The sequence below is a fragment of the Magnetospirillum sp. SS-4 genome, from assembly GCF_902729425.1.
Classification (GTDB): Bacteria; Pseudomonadota; Alphaproteobacteria; order Rhodospirillales; family Magnetospirillaceae; genus Phaeospirillum.
Map to the genome: position 1 here is coordinate 206,619 of NZ_LR746530.1, position 22,253 is coordinate 228,871.

22 protein-coding genes are annotated in these 22,253 nt (G+C 67.0%); 6 read left to right on the forward strand and 16 right to left on the reverse strand.

The window, feature by feature from the left end; translation table 11 throughout:
* Window positions 1–86 precede the first annotated feature (86 nt).
* The 4 genes from recJ to MTBSS4_RS19570 all read right to left on the reverse strand — a co-directional run bounded on the left by recJ (window position 87) and on the right by MTBSS4_RS19570 (window position 5,382).
* Window positions 87–1,862 (reverse strand): single-stranded-DNA-specific exonuclease RecJ, encoded by a 1,776-nt coding sequence (gene recJ / locus MTBSS4_RS19555; RefSeq protein ID WP_173985041.1) that lies wholly within the window; start codon window positions 1,860–1,862, stop codon window positions 87–89.
* Window positions 1,859–2,848: a class II fructose-bisphosphatase gene (gene glpX / locus MTBSS4_RS19560; protein WP_173985042.1), complete on the reverse strand. Its 990-nt coding sequence runs from the start codon at window positions 2,846–2,848 to the stop codon at window positions 1,859–1,861. Before glpX ends, recJ begins: the two co-directional genes overlap by 4 nt.
* Window positions 2,849–2,869: 21 nt before the next feature.
* The gene (locus tag MTBSS4_RS19565; RefSeq protein ID WP_173985043.1) at window positions 2,870–4,156 is read right to left on the reverse strand and encodes a homoserine dehydrogenase; all 1,287 of its coding nucleotides are present in this window, start codon (window positions 4,154–4,156) and stop codon (window positions 2,870–2,872) included.
* 110 nt (window positions 4,157–4,266) lie between these two features.
* The gene (locus MTBSS4_RS19570) at window positions 4,267–5,382 is read right to left on the reverse strand and encodes a hypothetical protein (protein ID WP_173985044.1); all 1,116 of its coding nucleotides are present in this window, start codon (window positions 5,380–5,382) and stop codon (window positions 4,267–4,269) included.
* Between the two features lie 215 nt (window positions 5,383–5,597).
* On the opposite strand from MTBSS4_RS19570, the gene MTBSS4_RS19575 reads away from it, so the two are divergent.
* Window positions 5,598–7,394, forward strand: coding sequence for an alpha/beta hydrolase (locus MTBSS4_RS19575; RefSeq protein ID WP_173985045.1), 1,797 nt, complete (start codon window positions 5,598–5,600; stop codon window positions 7,392–7,394).
* Between the two features lie 42 nt (window positions 7,395–7,436).
* On the opposite strand, the gene MTBSS4_RS19580 is transcribed toward MTBSS4_RS19575, so the two are convergent.
* Window positions 7,437–8,408 (reverse strand): NADPH:quinone oxidoreductase family protein, encoded by a 972-nt coding sequence (locus tag MTBSS4_RS19580; RefSeq protein WP_173985046.1) that lies wholly within the window; start codon window positions 8,406–8,408, stop codon window positions 7,437–7,439.
* Between the two features lie 12 nt (window positions 8,409–8,420).
* Entirely contained in the window at window positions 8,421–9,251 is an 831-nt protein-coding gene (locus tag MTBSS4_RS19585) for a hypothetical protein (RefSeq protein WP_173985047.1), read from the reverse strand.
* Window positions 9,252–9,348: 97 nt separating this feature from the next.
* On the opposite strand from MTBSS4_RS19585, the gene MTBSS4_RS19590 reads away from it, so the two are divergent.
* Window positions 9,349–9,603: a hypothetical protein gene (locus MTBSS4_RS19590; protein WP_173985048.1), complete on the forward strand. Its 255-nt coding sequence runs from the start codon at window positions 9,349–9,351 to the stop codon at window positions 9,601–9,603.
* A 12-nt stretch (window positions 9,604–9,615) separates the two neighbouring features.
* On the opposite strand, the gene dnaQ is transcribed toward MTBSS4_RS19590, so the two are convergent.
* Genes dnaQ through MTBSS4_RS19615 form a run of 5 tightly spaced genes read right to left on the reverse strand, consistent with a single transcriptional unit; the run spans window position 9,616 to window position 13,154 of the window.
* A complete protein-coding gene (dnaQ, locus tag MTBSS4_RS19595; protein ID WP_173985049.1) occupies window positions 9,616–10,302 on the reverse strand; it encodes a DNA polymerase III subunit epsilon in 687 nt (228 codons plus the stop codon).
* Entirely contained in the window at window positions 10,302–10,898 is a 597-nt protein-coding gene (gene coaE / locus MTBSS4_RS19600) for a dephospho-CoA kinase (RefSeq protein ID WP_173985050.1), read from the reverse strand. The genes dnaQ and coaE overlap by 1 nt, the downstream gene beginning before the upstream one ends.
* Window positions 10,895–11,731, reverse strand: a complete 837-nt coding sequence (locus MTBSS4_RS19605) for a shikimate dehydrogenase (protein ID WP_173985051.1) — start codon at window positions 11,729–11,731, stop codon at window positions 10,895–10,897. The genes coaE and MTBSS4_RS19605 overlap by 4 nt, the downstream gene beginning before the upstream one ends.
* On the reverse strand, window positions 11,728–12,318 hold the full coding sequence (locus tag MTBSS4_RS19610) for a Maf family protein (RefSeq protein ID WP_173985052.1): 591 nt from the start codon (window positions 12,316–12,318) through the stop codon (window positions 11,728–11,730). Before MTBSS4_RS19610 ends, MTBSS4_RS19605 begins: the two co-directional genes overlap by 4 nt.
* Entirely contained in the window at window positions 12,315–13,154 is an 840-nt protein-coding gene (locus MTBSS4_RS19615) for a pyruvate, water dikinase regulatory protein (protein ID WP_173985053.1), read from the reverse strand. The genes MTBSS4_RS19610 and MTBSS4_RS19615 overlap by 4 nt, the downstream gene beginning before the upstream one ends.
* Window positions 13,155–13,547: 393 nt before the next feature.
* On the opposite strand from MTBSS4_RS19615, the gene hemE reads away from it, so the two are divergent.
* The 4 genes from hemE (at window position 13,548) to rho (ending at window position 17,497) form a co-directional block, all read left to right on the forward strand.
* Window positions 13,548–14,600: a uroporphyrinogen decarboxylase gene (gene hemE, locus MTBSS4_RS19620; RefSeq protein WP_254432667.1), complete on the forward strand. Its 1,053-nt coding sequence runs from the start codon at window positions 13,548–13,550 to the stop codon at window positions 14,598–14,600.
* Entirely contained in the window at window positions 14,588–15,601 is a 1,014-nt protein-coding gene (gene hemH, locus MTBSS4_RS19625) for a ferrochelatase (RefSeq protein ID WP_173985054.1), read from the forward strand. The genes hemE and hemH overlap by 13 nt, the downstream gene beginning before the upstream one ends.
* On the forward strand, window positions 15,595–16,041 hold the full coding sequence (hemJ, locus tag MTBSS4_RS19630) for a protoporphyrinogen oxidase HemJ (protein ID WP_173985055.1): 447 nt from the start codon (window positions 15,595–15,597) through the stop codon (window positions 16,039–16,041). Before hemH ends, hemJ begins: the two co-directional genes overlap by 7 nt.
* 199 nt (window positions 16,042–16,240) lie before the next feature.
* Window positions 16,241–17,497, forward strand: a complete 1,257-nt coding sequence (gene rho, locus MTBSS4_RS19635) for a transcription termination factor Rho (RefSeq protein WP_173985056.1) — start codon at window positions 16,241–16,243, stop codon at window positions 17,495–17,497.
* A gap of 43 nt (window positions 17,498–17,540) precedes the next feature.
* Here rho and scpB read toward each other — a convergent pair whose 3' ends face one another.
* From scpB to MTBSS4_RS19660, 5 genes are read right to left on the reverse strand one after another with little or no spacing between them, the layout of a single operon-like run.
* The gene (scpB, locus tag MTBSS4_RS19640; protein WP_173985057.1) at window positions 17,541–18,320 is read right to left on the reverse strand and encodes a methylmalonyl-CoA decarboxylase; all 780 of its coding nucleotides are present in this window, start codon (window positions 18,318–18,320) and stop codon (window positions 17,541–17,543) included.
* 20 nt (window positions 18,321–18,340) lie between these two features.
* Complete coding sequence (locus MTBSS4_RS19645) at window positions 18,341–18,727, reverse strand: hypothetical protein (RefSeq protein WP_254432668.1); 387 nt, start codon at window positions 18,725–18,727, stop codon at window positions 18,341–18,343.
* Between the two features lie 56 nt (window positions 18,728–18,783).
* Window positions 18,784–19,761 (reverse strand): quinone oxidoreductase, encoded by a 978-nt coding sequence (locus tag MTBSS4_RS19650; protein ID WP_173985058.1) that lies wholly within the window; start codon window positions 19,759–19,761, stop codon window positions 18,784–18,786.
* On the reverse strand, window positions 19,758–20,207 hold the full coding sequence (locus MTBSS4_RS19655; protein WP_173985059.1) for a methylated-DNA--[protein]-cysteine S-methyltransferase: 450 nt from the start codon (window positions 20,205–20,207) through the stop codon (window positions 19,758–19,760). Before MTBSS4_RS19655 ends, MTBSS4_RS19650 begins: the two co-directional genes overlap by 4 nt.
* A 33-nt stretch (window positions 20,208–20,240) precedes the next feature.
* Window positions 20,241–22,205: a thioredoxin domain-containing protein gene (locus MTBSS4_RS19660; protein WP_173985060.1), complete on the reverse strand. Its 1,965-nt coding sequence runs from the start codon at window positions 22,203–22,205 to the stop codon at window positions 20,241–20,243.
* Window positions 22,206–22,253 lie beyond the last annotated feature (48 nt).

Sequence of the window (22,253 nt, forward strand, 5' to 3'; positions counted from 1 at the left end):
CGGAATCGTCCCCGGCAATTTGCGCTGCGCCCGTAACCGGGCGCCGCTTCATTACCATAGATGACGGTTTTGTTACACCGGCTTTCTCAGCGGGCCGGGGCGGCGTCGTCCACCACCAGCTGAACGCTGGACAGTCCCTGCCAGGAATCGACCCGCAGGGCGCCGGCCAGATGGAAGCTGGCGCCCGACGACGACAGCAGGGCGTGACCCATCTCGCTGTCGGCGGCGCGAAAGGCGATGGCCTTGAGCCGCTTGCCGCCGGCCCCGGCCAGCATCAGTCGGACATGACCCGATCCGACCACGTCGGCCTTGGCGATGCGGGCCGCCGAGATGGCGAAGCGCGGTTCGGGATTGCCGGAACCGAACGGTCCCACCTGAGCCAGGGTCTCCACCAGATCGACCGAGGCCGCGCCGGCATCCAGGGCCCCGTCGAGTTCCAGCAGCGGCACCAGCTCGCCGCTCAACTGCGCCCGCAGTCTGGCGGCGACAAAAGCCTGAAACTCGCCCAGCCGCTCGCGCGACAAGGCGAAACCGGCGGCCATGGCGTGACCGCCGCCGGCCTTGAGCAGGCCGGCCTGACGCGCCGCGATGACGGCGGCGCCGAGATCGAGGCCGGCGACCGAGCGGCCCGAGCCCTTGCCCTCGCCGCCCTCCAGCGCCACCACGCAGGCGGCGCGGCCGTAGCGTTCCTTCAGCCGGCCGGCGACGATGCCGATCACCCCCTGGTGCCAGCCCTCCCCCGCCGCCACCAGCAGCGGGCTGCCGTCGTCGGGCCGCGATTCCACCTGCTCGATGGCGTCGCGCAGCACCGCCGCCTCGATTTCCTGGCGATCCTTGTTGTAGCCGTCCAGCTGGCGGGCGAGTTCGACGGCCTCGGCCGCATCCGTGGTCGACAGCAGCCGGGTTCCCAGCTTGGCCTCGCCCACCCGGCCGCCGGCATTGACCCTCGGCCCCATGATATAGCCGAGGTGGTAGGCGCCGGGCGTCTCCTTGACGGCGGCGATGTCGGCCAGGGCGGCAAGGCCGGCGTTGCCGCGCCGGGCCATGACCTTGAGTCCCTGGGTGACCAGCGCCCGGTTGACCCCCACCAGCGGCACCACGTCGCACACCGTGCCCAGCGCCACCAGGTCGAGCCAGCGCATCAGGTCGGGCGCCGGCCGCGCCGCGAACCGTCCGGCCTGCTTCAGGCCGCGATTGAGTCCGACCGCCAGCAGGAACGCCACGCCCACCGCGGCCAGATGGCCGTGCGGGCTGTCCTCGTCCAGGCGGTTGGGATTGATCACCGCCAGCGCCCGGGGCAGCGCCGCCTCGGCGACGTGGTGATCCACCACGATCATGTCGAGCCCGGCCTCGGCGGCGGCGGCCAGCGGCTCGAAGGCGGTGGTGCCGCAATCCACCGTCACCACCACCCCGGCGCCCTCGGCCTTGAGGCGCAGCAGCGCGGCGGCGTTGGGGCCATATCCCTCCTTCATGCGGTCGGGAATGTAGACCCGCGTCCGGGCGCCGGCCGCATCCAGATAATTCTTGAGCAGCGCCGACGAGGTGGCGCCGTCCACGTCGTAATCGCCGAAGATGCCGATCAGCTCGTCGCCGACCACGGCGGCCACCAGCCGCTCCACCGCCCGGTCCATGTCCCTGAGATGCGAGGGATCGGGCAGCAGGTCGCGCAGCGTCGGATTGAGGAAGGCCTCGGCCTCGTCCAGCCCCACGCCCCGCGCCGCCAGGACGCGGCCGACCACCTCGGGCAGGGCGTGGCGCTGCGACAGGGCGAGGGCCAGACGCTCGTCGCCGGGCCGCGCCTGCCAGCGCCGGCCGGTCAGCGAGCGCTCGACGCCCAGGAAGGCGGCCGGCGGCGGCGTCATGGCAGCAGATGGCTGCGGTCGAGATCGTGCTGAACCGTAAGATGGCGAATGGTGCCGGTCACCGAACGCATCACCAGCGAATGACTGACGGCGCGGTTGCCGGGCAGCAGCCTGGCCCCCTTCAGCACATGGCCGTCGGTGATGCCGGTGGCGGCGAACATGACGTCGCCCCGGACCATCTCGTCGATGTCCCAGTTGCGGCGGGGATCGGCGATGCCGATCTTGCGCAGCATCCGGTTGTCGTCCTCGGTCCGGGCGAGAAAACGGCACTGCATCCGCCCGCCCAGGCATTTGAGGCCGGCGGCGGCCAGCACGCCCTGGGCGGCACCGCCCGATCCCATGTAGACGTCGATGCCGCTTTCCGGCAGACCGGCGGCCAGCGCGCCCGACATGTCGCCGTCGTCGAACAGCATCACCCGGGCGCCGGCGGCGTAAAGCCGTTCGATCAGGTCGGCATGGCGCGGCCGGTCCAGCACGCTGACCGTCAGATCGGTGACGGCGCGGCCCTTGGCCTCGGCGATGCGGGCCAGATTCTCCTCCGGCGAGCAATCCAGGTCGATCACCCCGGTTGGAACCTCGGCCCCCACCGCGATCTTGTCCATGTAGGAATGCTGCGGCACCTTGAGGAACGATCCCTCTTCGGTCATGGCCACCACCGACAGGGCATTGTGGGCGCCCCGCGCGCAGATGGAACGGCCCTCCAGCGCCGTCAGGACGATGTCCACCTTGGGACCGCTGCCGGTGCCGACCTTCTCGTCGGTATGCAGCGGCTGGCTGGCGTCGTCGCCCTCGCCGTTGACGATCACCCCGTCCATGGTCAGACGGTTCAGCGCGGTGCGCATGGCGGCGCAGGCGGCCTCGTCAGCGCTTTTCTCATCGCCGCGCCCGGCATGGCGGGCGGCGGCCAGGGCGCTGGCCTCGGTGACCCGCACCACCTCAAGGGCCAGATTGCGGTCGAGAATCGCGGACACGGAAGATTCGGCCATCACAACCTCCCGAACGGGCTCTTACAGATTCTCGATACGGATCACCTGGAGATCGGCAACCGAAGCCAGCGCCCTGATGCGGCCGATGGCCTTCAGCATGGCGGCCTCGCCGGTCTCGTGGACGGTCATCACCACCGGCACGGTCTCGGACGGGGCCCGGCCACGCTGGATGATCTGCTCCATGGACACCTTCTCGTCGCGGAGCGCGGCGGCGATGTCGGCGAACACCCCCGGTTCGTCCCTGACCATCAGGCGGATGTAATAGGCGCTGCGGTGAGCGCCGGCGGCGGCGGTCGGCAGCGACGCCAGCCGTTCCACCGGCACGCCGAAGGCCGGCATGGTCCGGCCGCGGGCCAGATCCATCAGGTCGGCCGCCACCGCCGACGCGGTGGGCCGCGCCCCGGCGCCGCGGCCTTCCAGCACGGTGCGGCCGACGAAGTCGCCCTCGGTGACGATGGCGTTGAACGGGCCGTTGACGTGGGCCAGCGGAAACGACAGCGGCACCATGGCGGGATAAACACGGGCCTCGATTCCGGATTCGGTCAGGCCGGCGACGCCCAGCAGCTTGATGCGGTAGCCCAGTTCGTCGGCATAGCGGATATCCAGCGCCGAGACATGGCGGATGCCCTCGCACGCCACCCGGTCGAGATCGATCGGGGTGGCGAAGGCGAGACTGACCAGGATGGCCAGCTTGTGGGCGGTGTCGATACCGTCGATGTCGAAGCTGGGATCGGCCTCGGCATAGCCCAGCGCCTGGGCCTCGGCCAGCACGTCGGCGAAGTCGCGTCCCGAATCGCGCATAGTCGACAAGATGTAGTTGCAGGTGCCGTTGAGGATGCCCATCACCTTGGTGACCCGATTGCCGGCCAGACCTTCGCGCAGCGACTTGATGATGGGGATGCCGCCGCCCACCGAGGCCTCGAACCCGATGTTCGCGCCGGTGGATTCGGCCAGCCGCGCCAGCTCGATTCCATGATGGGCGATCATCGCCTTGTTGGCGGTCACCACCGAGCGGCCGCGCCCCAGCGCCATCCTGACCACGTCGAGGGCAATGCCATCGGCGCCGCCGATCAGCTCGACCAGCACGTCGTAATCGCACTCGCGCGCCATGACGCGGGCGTCCTCGAAGAACGGCACGCCGTCCAGCGGCAATTCCGGCGGCCGGACCAGGGCGGCGGCCCCCACCACGGCCAGCGGACGGCCGGCGCGGGCGGCCAGCAGGTCCGCCTGATCGTGCAGAAGCTGGACGGTGCCGCCGCCGACGGTTCCCAGACCGGCGACGGCGATTTTCAGGGGGGCTTTATTCATGATTCACATCCCTCGGGCACCGGGTTGGCGCAGGGGTTCAAGATAACGGCATCCGCCGACGGGCGAGGCGGAAGCCGCGTGATCCGGTGGAAAGTCCCGATCCATCTCGTTCAGTACTCGATGGAAATCCTGGCGCCACTGTCGTCGGGACCGCCGGACAGGCCGGCCGAATCGGAAGCGGTCACCACCTTGCGGGCCGGCACCCCCAGGCTGGCCAGGGTCCGGGCCACCGTCCGGGCGCGGGCACCGGCCACCATTTCCGGGCTCAGGCCGACAAAGGAGACGGCCCCGGGCGAGGACAGGCCAAGCACGCGGACCACGCCGCCGGTACGCTTTTGCAGCTGGGCGACCTCGCGCAGGGCGGCGCGGTCGGATTCGGTCAGGTCGCCGTCCTTGCCGAACTGGACCGAGGCCACCTGGAACGAGGCGGCCGGTCCCGACGGAATGACCGCGCCCTTGGCGCCCCGGGCGGTCTTGACCCCCTTGGGGGGAATCAGCTGCGGCGCCGCGGCGCCATGGTCGACGGCGTGACCGGCCGGCATGGCGTTGCCGTAGCCGGCGGCATAGCTGACCGGCGCCCCCGCCGGAACCGCATAGGTGTGAACCGGCTGATTGTAGGACGATTCCGGCCGCGACGGCGGAACCGCGGCGAAGGGATCGTTCTTGTTGGTGGCGGCGGCGGACTGGGCCAGCCGCTGCTGATAGTGGTCTTGCAGCAGCGAGCGGCGGGTCGGCACCGTCTCGGGAATCTCGGGACGTGGCGGCGGGCCTCCCATGGCGACCTGCGGCGGCGCCTGGGGGCCGTCGTCACGCGCCGTGGCCATCGGCCGGTCCAGCGACGGAACGCCCTGGGCCGTCTGGGTCGTGGCCGGCGGCGTCTTGCGCGCCAGCTGCTTGGTGGGGGACGGCTCGCGCTTCACCGCTTCGGCATACTTGGAATTATCCCGATCGGCGACCAGGCCCTTGGCCAGCTCCTTGCGCCCGGTCGCGGCGGCCGGCTGGGAATTGACGCTGGGGAAGCTGCCGTCGGGCCGGCGGGGCGAGGCGACCTCGGGTTCCTCGTCATCGCTGAAGCTATCGGCGACCCCCTTGTACCACTCGACGGGATTGACCGCATCGGGAACCCAGGAACAGCCGGCGATCAGCGCGACCGCGACAACGCTTTTCCCGACGATGATGGCGCGCCCCTCGTGACGCCGGCGCCAAGCCTCGATGCAATCGATCATGGACGAACTGCAGCCCCCGGTATCGAGATTATATTTTGATCGGACCGATTTTTACGGCAAGTTCACGTTTATCAGGCCATGGATCGAAAGTATATAGAACTATGGCACGGGCCGAATGGGATTGGGGGTGCACCAGTTCCCATCGGCCGAATCCCGCGAAACGGCACGCCGCCGGCCGGGATTACACTCTGGATGCACCGTAATGAGGGGTACTTATGGCCGAACAGACGGGTACCGAAACCAAGATGGTCGATCCGGCCGAACTTTCCAAGGCGATGACCAGCATCGCCGAGCGCAGCCAGCGCATCGTCACCGATTTCCTGACTCGCCAGGCCTCGGACCCCAATTTCGGGTCCGCCGATCCTCTCAACATCGGCAACGCCTTCCTCGAGATGACGGCCAAGCTGATGAGCGATCCCGCCAAGATGGTCGAGGCCAATCTCAGCCTGTGGCAGGACTACATGACCTTGTGGCAGAACACCGCCCGGCGAATGCTGGGCGAGACGCCCGAGCCGGTGGTCAGGCCCGATTCGGCCGATCGCCGGTTCAAGGACGAGATGTGGGAGCAAAACGAGATCTTCGACTTCATCAAGCAGTCCTACCTGCTGTCGGCCCGCTGGATGCAGGGCGTGGTGAAGGATGTGGAGGGCCTCGACGACCACACCGCCAAGAAGCTGGATTTCTATACCCGCCAGTTCGTCGACGCCATGGCGCCGACCAATTTCGTCGCCACCAATCCCGAGGTGCTGCGCGCCACCGTCGAGACGCGGGGCGAAAACCTGCTGAAGGGCCTCAACAACCTGCTGGACGACCTGGAACGCGGCAAGGGCAACCTCGCCATCAAGATGACCGATTACGACGCCTTCAAGGTGGGCGAGAACATCGCCGTCACCCCCGGCAAGGTGGTCTACCAGAACGACCTGATCCAGCTGCTGCAATACACGCCCGCCACCGAACAGGCGTTCGAGAAGCCGCTGCTGATCGTACCGCCGTGGATCAACAAGTTCTACATTCTCGATCTCAGGCCGAAGAACTCGTTCATCAAGTGGGCGGTGGACCAGGGTCATACCGTGTTCGTCATCTCGTGGGTCAATCCCGACGAATCGCTGGCCGACAAGGATTTCACCTCCTACCTGAAGGAAGGCACCCTGGCCGCGCTCGACGCCATCGGAAAGGCCACCGGCGCCAAGCAGGTAAACGCCATCGGCTATTGCCTGGGCGGAACCCTGCTGACCTGCACCCTGGCCTACATGGCGGCCAAGAACGACGACCGCATCGCGTCGGCCACCTTCTTCACCACCATGAGCGACTTCAAGGAACCGGGCGAACTGGGCGTCTTCATCGACGAGGAACAGCTGACCGCCCTGGAAAGCAAGATGGCCGAGACCGGCTATCTCGACGGCCGCGACATGGCGACCACCTTCAACATGATGCGGGCCAACGACCTGATCTGGTCGTTCGTGGTCAACAACTACCTGCTGGGCAAGGACCCGTTCCCGTTCGACCTGCTGTACTGGAATTCGGATTCCACCCGCATGCCGGCCGCCATGCACAGCTTCTACCTTCGCAAGATGTACCAGGAAAACAAGCTGATCGAGCCGGGCGGCATCGAGCTGGCCGGGGTCAAGATCGACCTGACCACCATCAAGACCCCCATCTACATGCTGTCGACCCGCGAGGACCATATCGCGCCGTGGCAGAGCACCTATGCCATGACCCAGCACGTCTCCGGCCCGGTGAAGTTCGTGCTGTCGGCCTCGGGCCATATCGCCGGCGTGGTCAATCCCCCCGCCGCCAACAAGTATTGCTATTGGACCAATGCCAAGAAGCCCAAGAATCCCGAGGTCTGGCTGGCCGGCGCCGCCGAGCAGCCCGGATCGTGGTGGACCGACTGGCAGGCCTGGGTCTCCAAGTTCGCGGGCAAGCCGGTCCCGGCCCGGGTGCCGGGGTCGGGCAAGCTGAAGGCGATTGAGGACGCGCCCGGCTCCTACGTCAAGAACCGGCTGGTGTAGAGCGCGGCGAAGCCGGCGCCGGATTACTCCGGCGCCGGTTTTCTATGCGCCGGTGGTCAGCACGATCTTGCCGGTGGCGGCGCGGGTCTTCAGCATGTCGATGGCGGCCACCGCCTCGTCCAGCCCCATCACCTTCGAGACATGGGGGCAGAGCCGGCCCGCCGCCCACCACTCCAACGCCTCGGCCATGGATTCCCGCACCATGTCCGGCGCCAGGCCGCGATAGGCGCCCCAGTAATAGCCGATCACCGTGACGTTCTTGACCAGCAGGATGTTGGCGGGAATCTGCGGCACCGTGCCGCTGGCGAAACCGATGATCAGGATGCGGCCGTCGGCGGCGATGCAGCGCAGCGAGGCGTCGAACACGGCGCCGCCCACCGGGTCGTAGATCACGTCGGCCCCCCGGCCGCCGGTCAGGGCCTTGACCCGCTCGCGGATATCCTCGGCCTTGTAGTCGATGCCGAAATCGGCGCCATGCTCCAGCGCCACCTTGACCTTGTCCGGCCCGCCGGCGGTGCCGATGACGGTGGCGCCCAGCGCCTTGCCCACCTCGACGGCGGTCAGGCCGACACCGCCGGCAGCGCCGTGCACCACCAGAATCTCGCCCGGCCCAAGGCCGGCCTTTTTCAGTCCGAGATGCGAGGTGCCGTAGGCCACCGGGAAACCGGCGGCGGTAACGAAATCCAGGGCGTCGGGCAGGATGTGGACGTCGGTCCAGTGAGCCACCGCCTCCTCGGCGAAGGCGCCGCCGGTGACGTTGGCCATCACCCGGTCGCCGGGCCGGCACGACGTCACCCCCTCGGCCACCTCGACCACCACCCCGGACAATTCCATCCCCGGCACGAAGGGGGGCTCCATCTTTTCCTGATACTTGCCGCCGGTGATCAGGGAATCGGCGAAATTGACCCCGGCGGCGTGGACCTTGACGCGCACGCCGCCATTGATCATGGCGGGCGAGGGAAATTCGGTCACGACCAGGGGCTGGCCGAACGCGGGGCAGATGACGGCTTTCATGGGAGAGGTCTCTTAGATGGTGGGACGGCCGGGGGCCAGTTTCTGGAACTGCCAGGATTGCTTCAACATAGTGAACAAGATGATCTCGGTCAGCTGGTTGCGGCTCATGCCGCCGGCCAGTTGGCCGCGGGCGTGGCGAACCAGGTCGGGATGGGCCTTGGGCGAGGACAGCAGGTTGGTCACCAGCTCCTTGCGCACCAGCGGCGGGTATTTGAGAATCTCGGCGAACAGCGACAGCTTGACCGCCACCGGGATGTATTCGCTGACGAACAGGCGGTCGACGCACAGGGCGTAGATGCCGAAATCCAGCTTGCCGGCGACGTTGCGGGTGAAGTCGAGGAATTCGTCCAGGAAGGCCCCTTCGGAAATCCGCTTCTCGGTCAGCATCCTGATGATGTCGAGAAAGGCGCGGTAGCGGACGCGGGCCGGACCGATGGTGCCGCCCAGTTCGGCCGCCAGTTCGCGAATCTGGGAGTCGCGGAAATTGGCGGCGATCAGCGCCTCGGCCGAGTCGCGGACCGATTCGTCGAAGGCGGTTTCCTCGATCAGCTGGAACAGTCGCTCGTACTTGTGGCGGTCGCGCGGCTTGACCTTGTTGGCCGCCACCGACAGCGGAATGATGGCGGCGCGGGCCACCTGACCGTCGCGGGCGACGATGGCCGCCATGGTCATGGCGGTATAGTCGACGATGCTGCCGTTCAGCAGGTCGTCGGTAATGACCAGCCGCTCGCCCGGCGCCATGCTGAGATTGGTGTTGAGCGCGCCGCATTCCATGAAATGGCTGGCCAGATCGGTCGGTCTGGCGAGCAGGGGATCGGCGATGGGGGCGGATGCGGCGACCATTGGCCCATTGAGCCACAAGATCGAGTGGTGGGCAAGGATATTGGCGCAGCATCTTCTTTCCCACTGCGGGAGAAGGTGCTAGGATGGCCCGTTTATCGTGCGGCGGGGTCTTGCGGACATGGTGGATGTTTCTCGTGGAATCGGCTCGGCGGGGCTGGGCGGCCCGGCCGGCGGCATTCGCGATTCCTTCAACCGCGAGTCGCGGCCGGCCCGCGACGTCGCCGCCATCGGTCCCGGCCTCGGCGCGTCTCCCAACGGTCCGCGCGGCCGGCGCATGCTGGCCCCCGACACTCCGCTGGACAGCCTGGACCGCGGCGCGCCGCGCGGCACCTATATCGACCTTCTGATATAGGGCTCGACGCTCCTATTCCTTCAGCCAGATCGCGTTCTTCAGCTTGCCGACGAAGGCGGCGTGCGCCGCCGTCTCGGCCTCGGTCGGGGCATGCGGCCGGGGAGGGCGGGCCTGGCGCGGAGCGCGGGGCGAACCGTTGGCGGCCGAACCGCCGTCGCCCTTGCCCATCGCCAGTTCCAGGCCGGGTTGACGGCCGCCGATCAGCTGAAGATAGACCTCGGCCAGCAATTCGGCGTCCAGCAGCGCCCCGTGATGGGTGCGGTGGGTATTGTCGATCTCGAACCGGCGGCACAGGGCGTCCAGGTTGGCCTGGGCGCCGGGAAAGCGCTTGCGCGCCATGGCGACGGTATCGATGGAACGGCTCATGGGCAGGGTGGGAAAGCCCAGCCGCGTCAGTTCGGCGTTGATGAACCGCATGTCGAATTCGGCATTATGGATCACCAGCGGCGAATCGGCGATGAAGTCCAGGAAATCGGCCACCACCTCGGCGAAGACCGGCTTGTCCGACAAGAAGGCCGCCGAAAGGCCATGGACCTTGAAGGCTTCTTCCGGCATGTCGCGTTCGGGATTGAGATAACGGTGGAACACCTCGCCGGTGGGCAGGTGGTTCATCAGTTCGACACAGCCGATTTCCACCATGCGGTGCCCGGTCAGGGGATCAAAGCCGGTGGTTTCGGTATCCAGCACGATCTCGCGCATCAACATTCCCCTTCCCACATCCGCTTCACCATCCGCTTCAGCCGGCGAATGGCGAACGGCCGGCCCAGGCCGGTCTGTATCACGAAATCGGCCCGCCTGCGTTTCTCCGGGTCCGGCATCTGCTTGGCGCGGATGGCGGCCAGCCGCTCCGCGGTCATGCCCGGCCGCGCCAGCACCCGCTGCGCCTGGAGAAAGGCCGGGCAACTCACCACCGCCACCTTGTCGCAGCGGCGGCCGCCGCCGCTTTCGAACAGCAGCGGGACGTCCAGCACCACCAGGCGGACATGGCGGCGGCGCTGGCGGGCCAGGAACTCCCGCTCGGCGCGGCGCACCAGCGGGTGGACGATGGCTTCCAGCCGCTTCAGCGCCGAATCGTCGCCGAACACGATGCCCCCCAGGGCGGCACGGTCGACGGCGCCATTCCTGACCACGCCGGGAAAGGCGGCCGCCACCTTGGCCACCGCCGCGCCGCCCGGCGCGAACAGGGTGTGGACGGTGGCGTCGGCGTCGTGAACCGGCACCCCCAGCCGGCGCAGCATGGCCGCCGCCGTGGTCTTGCCCATGCCGATGGAGCCGGTCAGGCCGAGAATCTTCATCCCAGCACGAAACTCCGCAACTCGTCGGTGACCTCCGGCCGTACGCCGAACCAAGCCTCGAAACCGGGCACCGCCTGGAACAGCAGCATCCCGAGCCCGTCCACCGCCGGATTGCCCCGGGCGCGAGCGCGGGTCAACAGATCGGTTTCCAGCGGCACGTAGACGATATCGTTGACCACCGCCGCCGCCGGCAGGGCGGCAAGGTCGAGATCAAGCGGCGGCTGGCCGGTCATCCCCAGGGTGGTGGTGTTGACCAGCAGGGCGGCGCCGTCGAGGGCGGCATGGCGTCCGGCCCAGTCCACCACCTCGACCGGTCCGCCCAGGTCCGCCGCCAGACTCTCGGCCCGGTCGCGGCTGCGATTGGTCAGACGGATGGCGGGAACACCGGCATCGGTCAGGGCCGCCACCACGGCGCGGGCGGCGCCGCCGGCCCCGATCACCACCGCCGGGCCGGCGGCGAGACTCCAGGCGGGGCAGCCGCGCCGCAGATTCTCGTAAAATCCGAAGGCATCGGTGTTGCGGCCGATCAGGCGGCCGTCCTCGCCCGCCACCAGGGTGTTGACGGCGCCGATGCGTCGCGCCAGCGGTTCCAGTTCGTCCACCAGCGCCAGCACCGCCTCCTTGTGGGGAACGGTGAGGTTGGCGCCGCGAAATCCCATGCGCGGCAAGGCGCGGATCACCATCTCGAGGTCATCCGGCGCCACCGCCAGCGGCACATAGGCGCCGTCGATGCCCAGCCGGTCCAACCAATGGCCGTGCAGGCGCGGCGAACGCGAATGCGACACCGGCCAGCCCAATACGCCGGCCAGCCTGGCCCGGCCCGAGAGCATCATGGGATCAATTCTCCGTTTTCCCGCAGAAAATCCAGCAGGGGAAGCAGCGGCAGACCGAGCACGGTGAAGAAATCCCCCTCCACCTTGAGGAACAGCTGCGCCCCCAGTCCTTCCAGCCGATAGGCCCCCACCGTGGTCAATGCCTCGTCGCCGGTACGGGCCAGATAATCATCAAGGAAGGCTTCGGAAAAATTGCGCATGGTCAGCAGGGCCGGCTCGGTGTGATACCACAGCCGCGACCCGTCCCTGATCGCCACCACCGCGCTGGTCAGCCGGTGGGTGCGGTGCCGCAGTTCCAGCAATTGCTGCCGGGCCTCCGCCAGATCGCGCGGCTTGTCGAACCATACCCCGCCGTGGTCCAGCATCTGGTCGGCGCCGATGACGATGGCGCCGGGATGGCGGGCCGACACCCGCACCGCCTTCAGCTCCGCCAGGGTTTCGGCCACCCGGGCGGGATTCGCGGTCTCCAGCCGCAATCCGGCCTTGACCGCGCCCTCGTCGATGGCGGCGACATCGACCGCCAGCGACACCCCCGCCGATTCCAGCATGGCGCGCCGGGCGGCGCTGGCCGAGGCAAGCACGATCATGATTGTCCCTTCGCCGCCTGTTCCCGCGCTTCCTGATGCCGGGTGTAAAGCTGGATAATGGCGGCGGCGGCTTCCTCGATGGAACGCCGGGTCACGTCAACCACCGGCCAGCCGAGGCGGGAAAAGATGCGCCGTGCCGCCTGAACCTCCTCCTTCACCCGTTCGAACTGGGCGTATTCGGCCTCCTCCTGCTGGTTCAGCAGGCGAAGCCGGGACCGCCGGATGTCCGACAGGCTTTTCGGGTCCTTGGTCAGCCCCACCACCAGCGGCTTCCTGGCCCGCTCCAGCTCGGGCGGCAGCGGCACCCCCGGCACCAGCGGATAATTGGCGCATTTCAGGCCGCGATTGGCGATGTACATGCAGGTGGGGGTCTTGGAGGTGCGCGACACCCCGACCAGCACGATATCGGCGTTTTCCACCAGCTCGATCAGCTGGCCGTCGTCATGGGCCAGGGTGAACTGCATGGCGTCGATGCGATGAAAGTATTCGGCGTCCAGCTGGTATTGCCGGCCGGGCAGCGCCTTGACCTCGGTGCCCAGATAGGCCGACAGCCCGGCCATCACCGGGTCCAGCAGCGAAATGCACGGAATGTTGCGCCGGCGGCAGGCTTCCTCCAGCAGGCCGCGAACCGCGCCGTCCACCAGGGTGAACAGCACCGGGCCGGGATTTTCCTCGATGCCGGCGATGGCGCGTTCCACCTGACCCTGGGTGCGGACCAGCCACCAATTGTGCTGGATGGGGTGAACCCCCTCGAACTGCACCAGACAGGCGCGGGTCACCGAGGTGACGGTTTCGCCGGTGGCGTCGGAAACCAGATGAAGGTGAAAGTCCTGCATGCCTGTGGATAACCCGCAAGTGCGGGGATAACCGGGGGTCCGGCGGCAACGGGCCAAATCGCTCCCCGCTGACGCCAAATCCGCCCGACCGGTCATCCGCCTGTCGAAAACAATATCGACCGTCGCCGAGGATAGCGTGAATTCATCGGTTTCACATCCGATTTCCCCGGCTTGTCCCGATCCCCGGCGCAATGATCGTCCTTGGGAATCAAGGCGATCGCCGCGCCATCCACAAGGCTTGCCGCCATCGCCGCCATCTCGGGACCGCAGTGTGGAAAACATGGGTGGCGCGGCGCATCCCCATCTTCCACAGGCACCCACTTGCCACAGCCACCTTTTCTCTAAACCCTAAAGACTGTAAGAGAGGACGAACCCGAACCAAGGCGGTCTCCCGTGTCGACATCCATTTCCACGTCCACCAAGCCGTTCCTGCGAGCTCTTGCCGGCGAGACGCTGACCCCCCCGCCTTTCTGGCTGATGCGACAAGCCGGACGCTACCTGCCGGAATACCGCGCCACCCGGACCGAAGCCGGCAGCTTCCTCGACCTGTGCTACAATCCCGCCCTGGCCACGGAAGTGACCCTGCAACCGCTGCGCCGCTACGGATTCGACGCCGCCATCCTGTTTTCCGACATTCTGGTGATTCCCGACGCCCTGGGCCAGCAGGTCGCCTTCCGGGAGGGCGAGGGACCGGTGCTGACGCCGATTCGCTCGGCAATGGATCTGGACGGTCTCGACCTCTCGGGCCTCCACGACCACCTTGCCCCCGTCTACAACACCGTTTCCAACCTGTCCAAGGCCATTCCGGCCGCCACCGCCCTGATCGGCTTTGCCGGCGCGCCGTGGACGGTGGCCACCTACATGATCGAGGGCAGCGGCTCCAAGGACTTCGCCAAGGCCAAGGGCATGATGTTCGGCCAGCCGGAGCTGTTCGGACGGCTGATGGCGCTGCTGACCCAGGCCACCGGCGATTATCTGATCCGCCAGATCGACAGCGGCGCCGAGGCCATCCAGATCTTCGACACCTGGGCCGGCGCCCTGCCCGAAGACCAGTTCGACCGCTGGGTGATCGGCCCGACCCGGCAGCTGGTCGAGCGTATCCGCGCCGAGCGGCCGGGGATTCCGGTGATCGGCTTTCCCCGTCAGGCGGGGTATCTCTACAAGCGCTACGTCGCCGAGACCAAGGTCAGCGGCGTGTCGCTGGACCCGTCGGTGCCGCTGGACTGGGCGGCGGCCGAGTTGCAGCCCCATTGCACCGTGCAGGGCAATCTCGATCCGCTGCTGCTGGTGGCCGGCGGCGAGGCGCTGGATTCCGGCATAGACCGGGTGCTGCGGGTGCTGGGCAAGGGGCCGTTCATCTTCAATCTCGGCCACGGCATCGTGCCGCCGACGCCGCCCGACAACGTGGCGCGGCTGGCCGAACGGGTGAAGGGATGGCGGGGATGAATCCGGGAACAAGAACGGCGGTCGTCCTGTTCAACCTCGGCGGTCCCGACAGTCCCGAGGCGGTAAAGCCGTTTTTGTTCAACCTGTTCAACGACAAGGCGATCATCGGCGCGCCGGGGCCTATCCGCTGGCTGCTCGCCAAGTTCATCTCCGGCCGGCGGGCGCCGATGGCTCGCGAGATCTACGCCCATATCGGTGGCCGGTCGCCGCTGGTGCCCGAGACCGAGGCGCAGGCCCGCGCCCTGGAGCATCGGCTGGGCAAGGGCTACCGCTGCTTCATCGCCATGCGCTACTGGCATCCCTTCGCTCACGAGGCGGTCGCCGCCATCAAGGACTGGGGCGCCACCGAGATCGTCCTGCTGCCGCTTTACCCGCAGTTTTCCACCACCACCACCGGTTCGTCGCTGGCGCAATGGCGGCGCGAGGCCGGACGCGCCGGGCTGGCCGCGCCGACCCGGCAGGTATGCTGCTATCCGGTTCAGCCGGATCTGGTGGCCGCCATGGCCGATCTGGTAAGCCGGGGTTATGCCGAAGCCTTGGCCAAGGGCAGGCCCCGCGTCCTGTTCTCGGCCCATGGCCTGCCGAAAAAGGTGATCGAGCGCGGCGACCCCTATCAGGCACAGGTGGAACAGACCGCCGCCGCCGTGGCCGCCGCCGCCGGCCTCGCCGATTCCGACTGGTCGATCTGCTATCAGAGCCGGGTCGGCCCGCTGGAATGGATCGGTCCCAGCACCGAGGCCGAACTTGAGCGTGCCGGCCGCGACGGGGTGCCGGTGGTGGTGGTGCCGGTGGCCTTCGTCTCGGAACATTCCGAAACCCTGGTGGAACTGGACATGGAATACCGTCACCGCGCCGGGGAACTGGGCGTGCCCGGCTATGTGCGGGTGCCGGCGCTGGGGTGCCATCCGTCGTTCATCCGGGGGCTGGCTGATCTGGTGCGCGATCCCGGCCGCTTGGCCGGACAAGCCTGCCGCCAGGCGGGAAAGGTCTGCCCATGCTGAGCGGAGAGGCCTATCTGTGGGTCAAGGCGGTCCACGTCATCGCGATCATTTCGTGGATGGCCGGCCTGCTCTATCTGCCCCGGCTGTTCGTCTATCACTGCGACGTTCATCCCAAGTCCGAGACCTCGGAAACCTTCAAGGTGATGGAGCGCCGGCTGTTGAAGGCCATCATGACTCCGGCCATGGTGGTGGCCTGGATTCTCGGCCTGGTCATGGCGGTGGACGGCGGCCTGTTCGCCCAGCACTGGTTTCATGTGAAACTGCTGGCGGTCTGCCTGATGACCGGATTTCACGTTTTCCTGGCCCGCTGCAAGACCGAATTCGCCGAGGACCGCAACCGCCGCGGCCAGAAATTCTATCGCGTCGTCAACGAGGGGCCGACCCTGCTGATGATCGTCATCGTCATCCTGGTGATCGTCAAGCCGGCGTTCGGCCATTAATCCCGTTTGACAGCGGCCCGGCGATTGTCTAAAGCTGAGCCCAATTCCCAAGGGCCGCAACCGGCCCATCCCCGGATTTACCCGCCCTCTTCGGATCGTTCGCATCCGTCGCCGTTGATCGGCACCAGGCTTGCTTGGTCGAGCCCGCGTATTTCGCGCCGATTCCTCCCACGTCAGGGTCTTGAACGGACAGCCTTCCATGCATCTCCAGGAATTGAAGAAAAAAACACCGGCCGAACTGCTGGCCTTCGCCGAGGAACTAGAGGTCGAGAACGCCAGCACCCTCAGGAAGCAGGACATGATGTTCGCCATCCTGAAGCAACTGGCGGACAACGACGTCGCCATCTACGGCGATGGCGTTCTGGAGATCCTGCAAGACGGCTTCGGCTTCCTGCGCAGTCCGGAAGCCAATTACCTGCCCGGTCCCGATGACATCTACATCAGTCCCAGCCAGGTTCGCCGTTTCGGCCTGCGCACCGGCGATACCGTCGAGGGCCAGATCCGCAGCCCCAAGGACGGGGAACGTTATTTCGCCCTGCTGAAGGTCAACAACATCAATTTCGAGGACCCGGAAAAGGTCCGCCACCGCATCAACTTCGACAACCTGACGCCGCTTTATCCCGACGAGAAGCTGAAGCTGGAGATCGAGGACCCTACCCGCAAGGACCTCACCACCCGCGTCATCGATCTGGTGGCCCCCATCGGCAAGGGCCAGCGCGCCCTGATCGTGGCGCCGCCGCGCACCGGCAAGACGGTGATGCTCCAGAATATGGCCCACGCCATCTCCCTCAACCATCCCGACGTCTACCTGATTGTTCTGCTGATCGACGAACGTCCCGAGGAAGTGACCGACATGGCCCGCTCGGTGCGGGGCGAGGTCATCAGTTCCACCTTCGACGAGCCGGCGTCGCGTCATGTCCAGGTCACCGAAATGGTGCTAGAGAAGGCCAAGCGGCTGGTGGAGCACAAGCGCGACGTGGTGATCTTGCTGGATTCCATCACCCGGCTGGCGCGGGCCTACAACACCGTGGTGCCCAGTTCGGGCAAGGTGCTGACCGGTGGCGTCGACGCCAACGCCCTGCAACGTCCCAAGCGCTTTTTCGGCGCGGCCCGCAATATCGAGGAGGGCGGCTCGCTGTCCATCATCGCCACCGCCCTGATCGACACCGGTTCGCGCATGGACGAGGTGATCTTCGAGGAATTCAAGGGCACCGGCAATTCCGAGATCATCCTGGACCGCAAGCTGTCGGACAAGCGCACCTTCCCGGCCATCGACATCACCAAGTCGGGCACCCGCAAGGAGGAACTGCTGGTGGACAAGGGCGTGCTGTCCAAGATGTGGGTGCTGCGCCGCATCCTGATGCCCATGGGCGTGGTCGACGCCATGGAATTCCTGGTGGACAAGCTGAAGCATTCGAAGAACAACGGCGATTTCTTCGAGGCGATGAACTCCTGATTCACGTGAAACAAAACCCCCGGAGATGATCCGGGGGTTTTTGCTATTCGCCCTGGAACACCGGCGGCCGCTTTTCCTGGAACGCCCTGACGCCTTCCTGATAATCGTTGCTGTCGTAAACCTCGCGGCGCATGCCCTGAACCCGCTCGAACATGCGGGGCGTGATGGAATGGGCCGAGGCCAGCACCCGCAATTCCTCCTTCATCACCGCGATGGCCAACGGCGCCATCCGTTCGATGCCGCGGGCCATTTCGACGCAAAAGCCGGTGATCTCGTCGGGTTGCTTCAAATGGTTGATCAGGCCGACCAGCAGGGCGCGCTCGGCATCGATGGGCCGGGCGGTAAAGGCCATTTCCTTGACGGTATGCAAGGAGGCGGCGTTCATGAAGGTCAGCAGGCCGGTGACGTTGTAGGGAATGCCCAGCTTGGCCGGAGTGATGGCGAAGGTGGAATCCGGCGTCGCCACGATGATGTCGCAGGCCAGGGCCATTTCGCAGGCGCCGCCCCAGACGCCGCCCTCGATCAGGGCGATGATGGGGGCGGGAAATTCCTCGATGGCGCGGATCACCACCCGCAAGGGATCGCTCCAGCCCAGCGGGTCGCGATGGGATTTCGGCAATTCCGAGATGTCGTGGCCGGAAGACCAGATGCGGACGCCCGGTTCCGCCCGCAGGATGACGCAGCGCGCCCCGACGGCGCGGGCCTGATCCAGGCCCGCCAGGATGCCGTCGATCATGGCTTCCGACAGGGCGTTGCGCTTGGGCTGGTTGGTCATGGTAAGGACGGCCAGCCGGCCGTCGATTCCGACGTCGATCAGGGACATGGATATGGGGGCTTTCCCAGTCAGGAGTGGCCGGACGTGCGGCGGCGGCGATGGCGGCGGTGATGTTCCTGCAACAGTTCGTCGCTGGGGCCGTCGTCGTCGGACCGGCGCCGCGTCAGCATGTGAAAGGCCGCCGCCAGCAGAATGGGCGGAACCACCACGATGGACAGGCGGCCGAGCATGGCATAGAAAGTACTGTTGGTGCTTTGGATGACGATGCTTTCCTTGCACTCGTAACGCTGCTTGAAGGTGCCGGTGCAATCCTTCAGGCGCTCTTGCACCGAGCTCGACGAGTGGTTTTCCACATCGGATTCGGATATGTTGCCGAACTGGTCCCAACCGGCCCAGGCCATCCAGATCAGGCTGATTCCGGTCACCGTCCACTTGCCAAGCTTGGACCCTCTCAAATCGTCCTCCTGCGGGTCATGGCCTTTGCCGCGATCCGTAGTCTAATACTTTTTCCTTACGAGGGTAACAACAGCGTCGAACCGGTGGTTCTGCGGGCCTCCAGGTCGCGATGGGCCTTTGCCGCCTCGCTCAAGGGGTAGGTCTGGTTGATTTCCACCTTGACCGCGCCCGTGGCCACCACCTCGAACAGTTCGGCGGCGCCGGCCACTAGGTCGGCCCGTTTGGCGGTATAGGTCATCAGCGACGGCCGGGTGAGGAACAGCGAGCCCTTGGCCCCCAGCAGGCCGGTGTCGAAGGGCTCGACCTTGCCCGAGCTCTGGCCGAACGAGACCATCATGCCCAGCGGGCTCAGGCAGTCCAGCGACTTGAGGAAGGTGTCGCGGCCCACCGAATCGTAGACCACCGGCACGCCGGCGCCGTTGGTGATCTCCCTGACTTGGGCCACGAAATCCTCGGTCTTGTAGAGGATGGCGTGGTCGCAGCCATGGCGGCGGGCCAGTTCGGCCTTGTCCTCGGAACCCACCGTGCCGATGATGGTGGCGCCCAGATGTTTCGCCCATTGGCAGGCCAGCAGGCCGACACCGCCGGCGGCGGCATGGATCAGGACGGTGTCGCCGGCCCGGACCGGATAGGTGCGGCGCAGCAGGTATTGCGCGGTCATGCCTTGCAGCATCATGGCGGCGGCCTGCCGGTCGGTGATGGAATCGGGAATCCTCACCAGACGGTCGGCCGGCATGACCCGGCGCTCGGCATAGGCGCCCAGCGGCGGATTGGCATAGGCGACCCGGTCGCCCAACTGGAATTCGGCGACATCCTCGCCGATGGCCTCCACCACGCCGGCTCCTTCCAGGCCGGGAACGAAGGGCAGGGGCGCCGGATATAATCCGGTGCGATGATAGACGTCGATGAAGTTGAGGCCGATGGCGGTCTGGCGCAGCAGCACCTCGCCCCTGGCCGGAGAGGGGACCTGGACCTCTTCCCAGGTCAGGACTTCGGGACCGCCGGTGGCGTGAACCCGGATGGCATGGGTCATGGTCGCATTCCTTCGAGACGCAGCAGGAATTCCTTGGTCTCGATGCCGTCGATACCGGAATAGCCACCCAATCCGCCGCCCGCCGCCAGTACCCGGTGACAGGGAATCACCACCGGAATGGGATTGCGGCCGCAGGCGCCGCCCAGGGCACGGGGCGCGGTTCCAAGCCTGTCCGCCAACTGGCCGTAGGTGAGGGTGGCGCCAAAGGGAATTTCGGACAGCGCGTTCCAGACCCTGCGCTGGAACGGAGTGCCGTGGGGCGCCAGCGGCAGGTCGAACGTCGTGCGCCTGCCCTCGAAATACTCCTCCAGCTGGTCGCGGGCCTTCAGCAGCAGCGGGCTGTCCTCGTTCTCGGGCAGCCAGCCCCAGTCTATGGCGACGATGGCGCCATCGGCCTCGAACAGGGCCAGGGGACCGATGGGGGTGTTGAAGGCAAGCTGTGGCATGGCGCACCCGTTGATGTTGGGTCGAACCCGATGCTATCGCGACGCCAGGGCCTCGCGCAATCGCTCGGGATCAGAGATGGGGGCCGAGCAGACGGAATCCCGGCAGATTATCGCCGCCGCCGGCCCATTGGGGTCGCGCAGCAGCAGATGAACGCGTCCGCCGCCGGTCGCCGCCGCCCGCAGCAGGGAACGGGTCGTCGGGTCGTCGTCCGCCCCGGTCACCGTCACCGTCACCGGATCGGCCAGCATCTCGAAGGCATCCAGCAGCGAGGTCATGTTGGGCAGCTGATCCGGCACCGCCGCGCTGAAGGCGGCCAGCACCGCCTCGGCCCGGTCGCGCCATTTGGTCTCGCCGGTGGCCAGCGCCATCAGCGCCAGCGCCTCGGCCATGGCGCCGTTGCCCGACGGCACCGCCGAATCGAAGCAGGGCTTGGTGCGGATGATGATGTCGGTGGTGTCGTCGGCCGACAGCAGATAGCCGCCGTCCCCGGCGTCCCAGAAATGGGCATGGGCGGAATCCAGCCAGTTCCGGGCGTGATCCAGCAGGGCGCCGTTGTCGCTGGCGCTGAACAGGGCGATGGCGGCCCGGGCCATGTGGGCGTGGTCGTCGATCACTCCGGCATGGACCGCCTGGCCCAGGCGCAGGGCGTGGGCCAGGCGATGGCCGGGCCGGCTCATGCCCGCCGTCACCACCGCGAAGGCGGTTTCCGCCGCCGCCAGCCAGTCCGGGCGGTCGAAGGTCTGGGCGGCCTCCACCAGGGCGGCGATCATCATGCCGTTCCAGTCGGCCAGCACCTTGTCGTCGCGGCCGGGCCGCACCCGCCTGTCGCGATGGGCCAGCAGGACCGCCTTGGCGGCGGCCAGGGGCTCGTCATCGCCGCCGCCCCGGGAATGGTTGCGATGAAGGATAGTGCGGCCTTCCCAATTGCCGCCCGGCGAGACGTCGTAAAGCTGGGCGAAGCGCCGCGCCGAATCCCGGTCCAGCAGCGTTTCGATCTCGGTGGCGGTCCAGGTGTAGAACAGGCCTTCCTCGCCCTCGCTGTCGGCGTCCAGCGCGGCGGCGAAGGCGCCGCCCTCGGCGGTCATGTCGCGCAGCAGCCAGCCGATGGTCTCGAACACCCGCGTCCGGTACAGGACCGAACCGGTTCCCTTCCACGCCCGGCACAGCAGCGACACCAGTTGGGCGTTGTCGTAAAGCATCTTCTCGAAATGCGGCACCAGCCAGGACTGGTCGGTGGAATAGCGCATGAAGCCGCCGCCCAGGTGATCGTAGATGCCGCCCTGGCAGATATGGTCCAGGGTCAGCGTCACCGCGCGGCGCAGCCGTTCGTCGCCGGTGCGCAGCCAGGCGTTCCACAGGAAGCGGAACAGGCCGGGCTGGGGAAATTTGGGCGCACCCACCGTACCGCCGTCGTCCAGGTCGATCATGCGCAGGATGTCGAGGGCGCCGTTGTCGAGCACGCCGAGATCGAGGCCCATGGCCCCGGGCGAACTGGCGAGCCGTGCAAGCGCCTGACGCAGTTGCCCGACATTGTGGCGGATCTTGTCGGGGTCGCGGTGCCAGGTGTGGCTGATGCCTTCCAGCACGTCGGGAAAGGCGGCGCGGCCGTATTTGGCGGTGGCGGGGAAATAGGTGCCGCCCCAGAACGGTTCTCCGTCGGGAGTCAGGAACATGGTCAGCGGCCAGCCGCCGGGCTGGCCCATCATGGCCAGGGATTGCTGGTAGAGCGAATCCAGGTCGGGGCGTTCCTCGCGATCCACCTTGATGTTGACGAACAGGGCGTTCATCAGGCCGGCGATGCCGGCATCCTCGAAGCTCTCGTGCGCCATCACATGGCACCAGTGGCAGGCGGAATAGCCCACCGACAGCAGAATGGGCTTTCCGGTCGCCTTGGCCTCGGCCAGCGCATCCGGCCCCCAGGCCCACCAATGCACCGGATTGGCGGCATGCTGAAGCAGATAGGGGCTGGTCTCGGCGGCCAGTCGGTTATGGGTCATGAAGGGGAACTCCCGAGGGACATTGCGCGGCTTGGTCTCTGGGCTTAG

Excerpts from the sequence above, each read along its gene's own strand:
- recJ (WP_173985041.1), bottom strand. The coding sequence starts at position 1,862 with ATGACGCCGCCGCCGGCCGCCTTCCTGGGCGTCGAGCGCTCGCTGACC.
- glpX (WP_173985042.1), bottom strand. The coding sequence starts at position 2,848 with ATGGCCGAATCTTCCGTGTCCGCGATTCTCGACCGCAATCTGGCCCTT.
- MTBSS4_RS19565 (WP_173985043.1), bottom strand. The coding sequence starts at position 4,156 with ATGAATAAAGCCCCCCTGAAAATCGCCGTCGCCGGTCTGGGAACCGTC.
- MTBSS4_RS19570 (WP_173985044.1), bottom strand. The coding sequence starts at position 5,382 with ATGATCGATTGCATCGAGGCTTGGCGCCGGCGTCACGAGGGGCGCGCC.
- MTBSS4_RS19575 (WP_173985045.1), top strand. The coding sequence starts at position 5,598 with ATGGCCGAACAGACGGGTACCGAAACCAAGATGGTCGATCCGGCCGAA.
- MTBSS4_RS19580 (WP_173985046.1), bottom strand. The coding sequence starts at position 8,408 with ATGAAAGCCGTCATCTGCCCCGCGTTCGGCCAGCCCCTGGTCGTGACC.
- MTBSS4_RS19585 (WP_173985047.1), bottom strand. The coding sequence starts at position 9,251 with ATGGTCGCCGCATCCGCCCCCATCGCCGATCCCCTGCTCGCCAGACCG.
- dnaQ (WP_173985049.1), bottom strand. The coding sequence starts at position 10,302 with ATGCGCGAGATCGTGCTGGATACCGAAACCACCGGCTTTGATCCCCTG.
- coaE (WP_173985050.1), bottom strand. The coding sequence starts at position 10,898 with ATGAAGATTCTCGGCCTGACCGGCTCCATCGGCATGGGCAAGACCACG.
- MTBSS4_RS19605 (WP_173985051.1), bottom strand. The coding sequence starts at position 11,731 with ATGATGCTCTCGGGCCGGGCCAGGCTGGCCGGCGTATTGGGCTGGCCG.
- MTBSS4_RS19610 (WP_173985052.1), bottom strand. The coding sequence starts at position 12,318 with ATGATCGTGCTTGCCTCGGCCAGCGCCGCCCGGCGCGCCATGCTGGAA.
- MTBSS4_RS19615 (WP_173985053.1), bottom strand. The coding sequence starts at position 13,154 with ATGCAGGACTTTCACCTTCATCTGGTTTCCGACGCCACCGGCGAAACC.
- hemH (WP_173985054.1), top strand. The coding sequence starts at position 14,588 with ATGGCGGGGATGAATCCGGGAACAAGAACGGCGGTCGTCCTGTTCAAC.
- hemJ (WP_173985055.1), top strand. The coding sequence starts at position 15,595 with ATGCTGAGCGGAGAGGCCTATCTGTGGGTCAAGGCGGTCCACGTCATC.
- rho (WP_173985056.1), top strand. The coding sequence starts at position 16,241 with ATGCATCTCCAGGAATTGAAGAAAAAAACACCGGCCGAACTGCTGGCC.
- scpB (WP_173985057.1), bottom strand. The coding sequence starts at position 18,320 with ATGTCCCTGATCGACGTCGGAATCGACGGCCGGCTGGCCGTCCTTACC.
- MTBSS4_RS19650 (WP_173985058.1), bottom strand. The coding sequence starts at position 19,761 with ATGACCCATGCCATCCGGGTTCACGCCACCGGCGGTCCCGAAGTCCTG.
- MTBSS4_RS19655 (WP_173985059.1), bottom strand. The coding sequence starts at position 20,207 with ATGCCACAGCTTGCCTTCAACACCCCCATCGGTCCCCTGGCCCTGTTC.
- MTBSS4_RS19660 (WP_173985060.1), bottom strand. The coding sequence starts at position 22,205 with ATGACCCATAACCGACTGGCCGCCGAGACCAGCCCCTATCTGCTTCAG.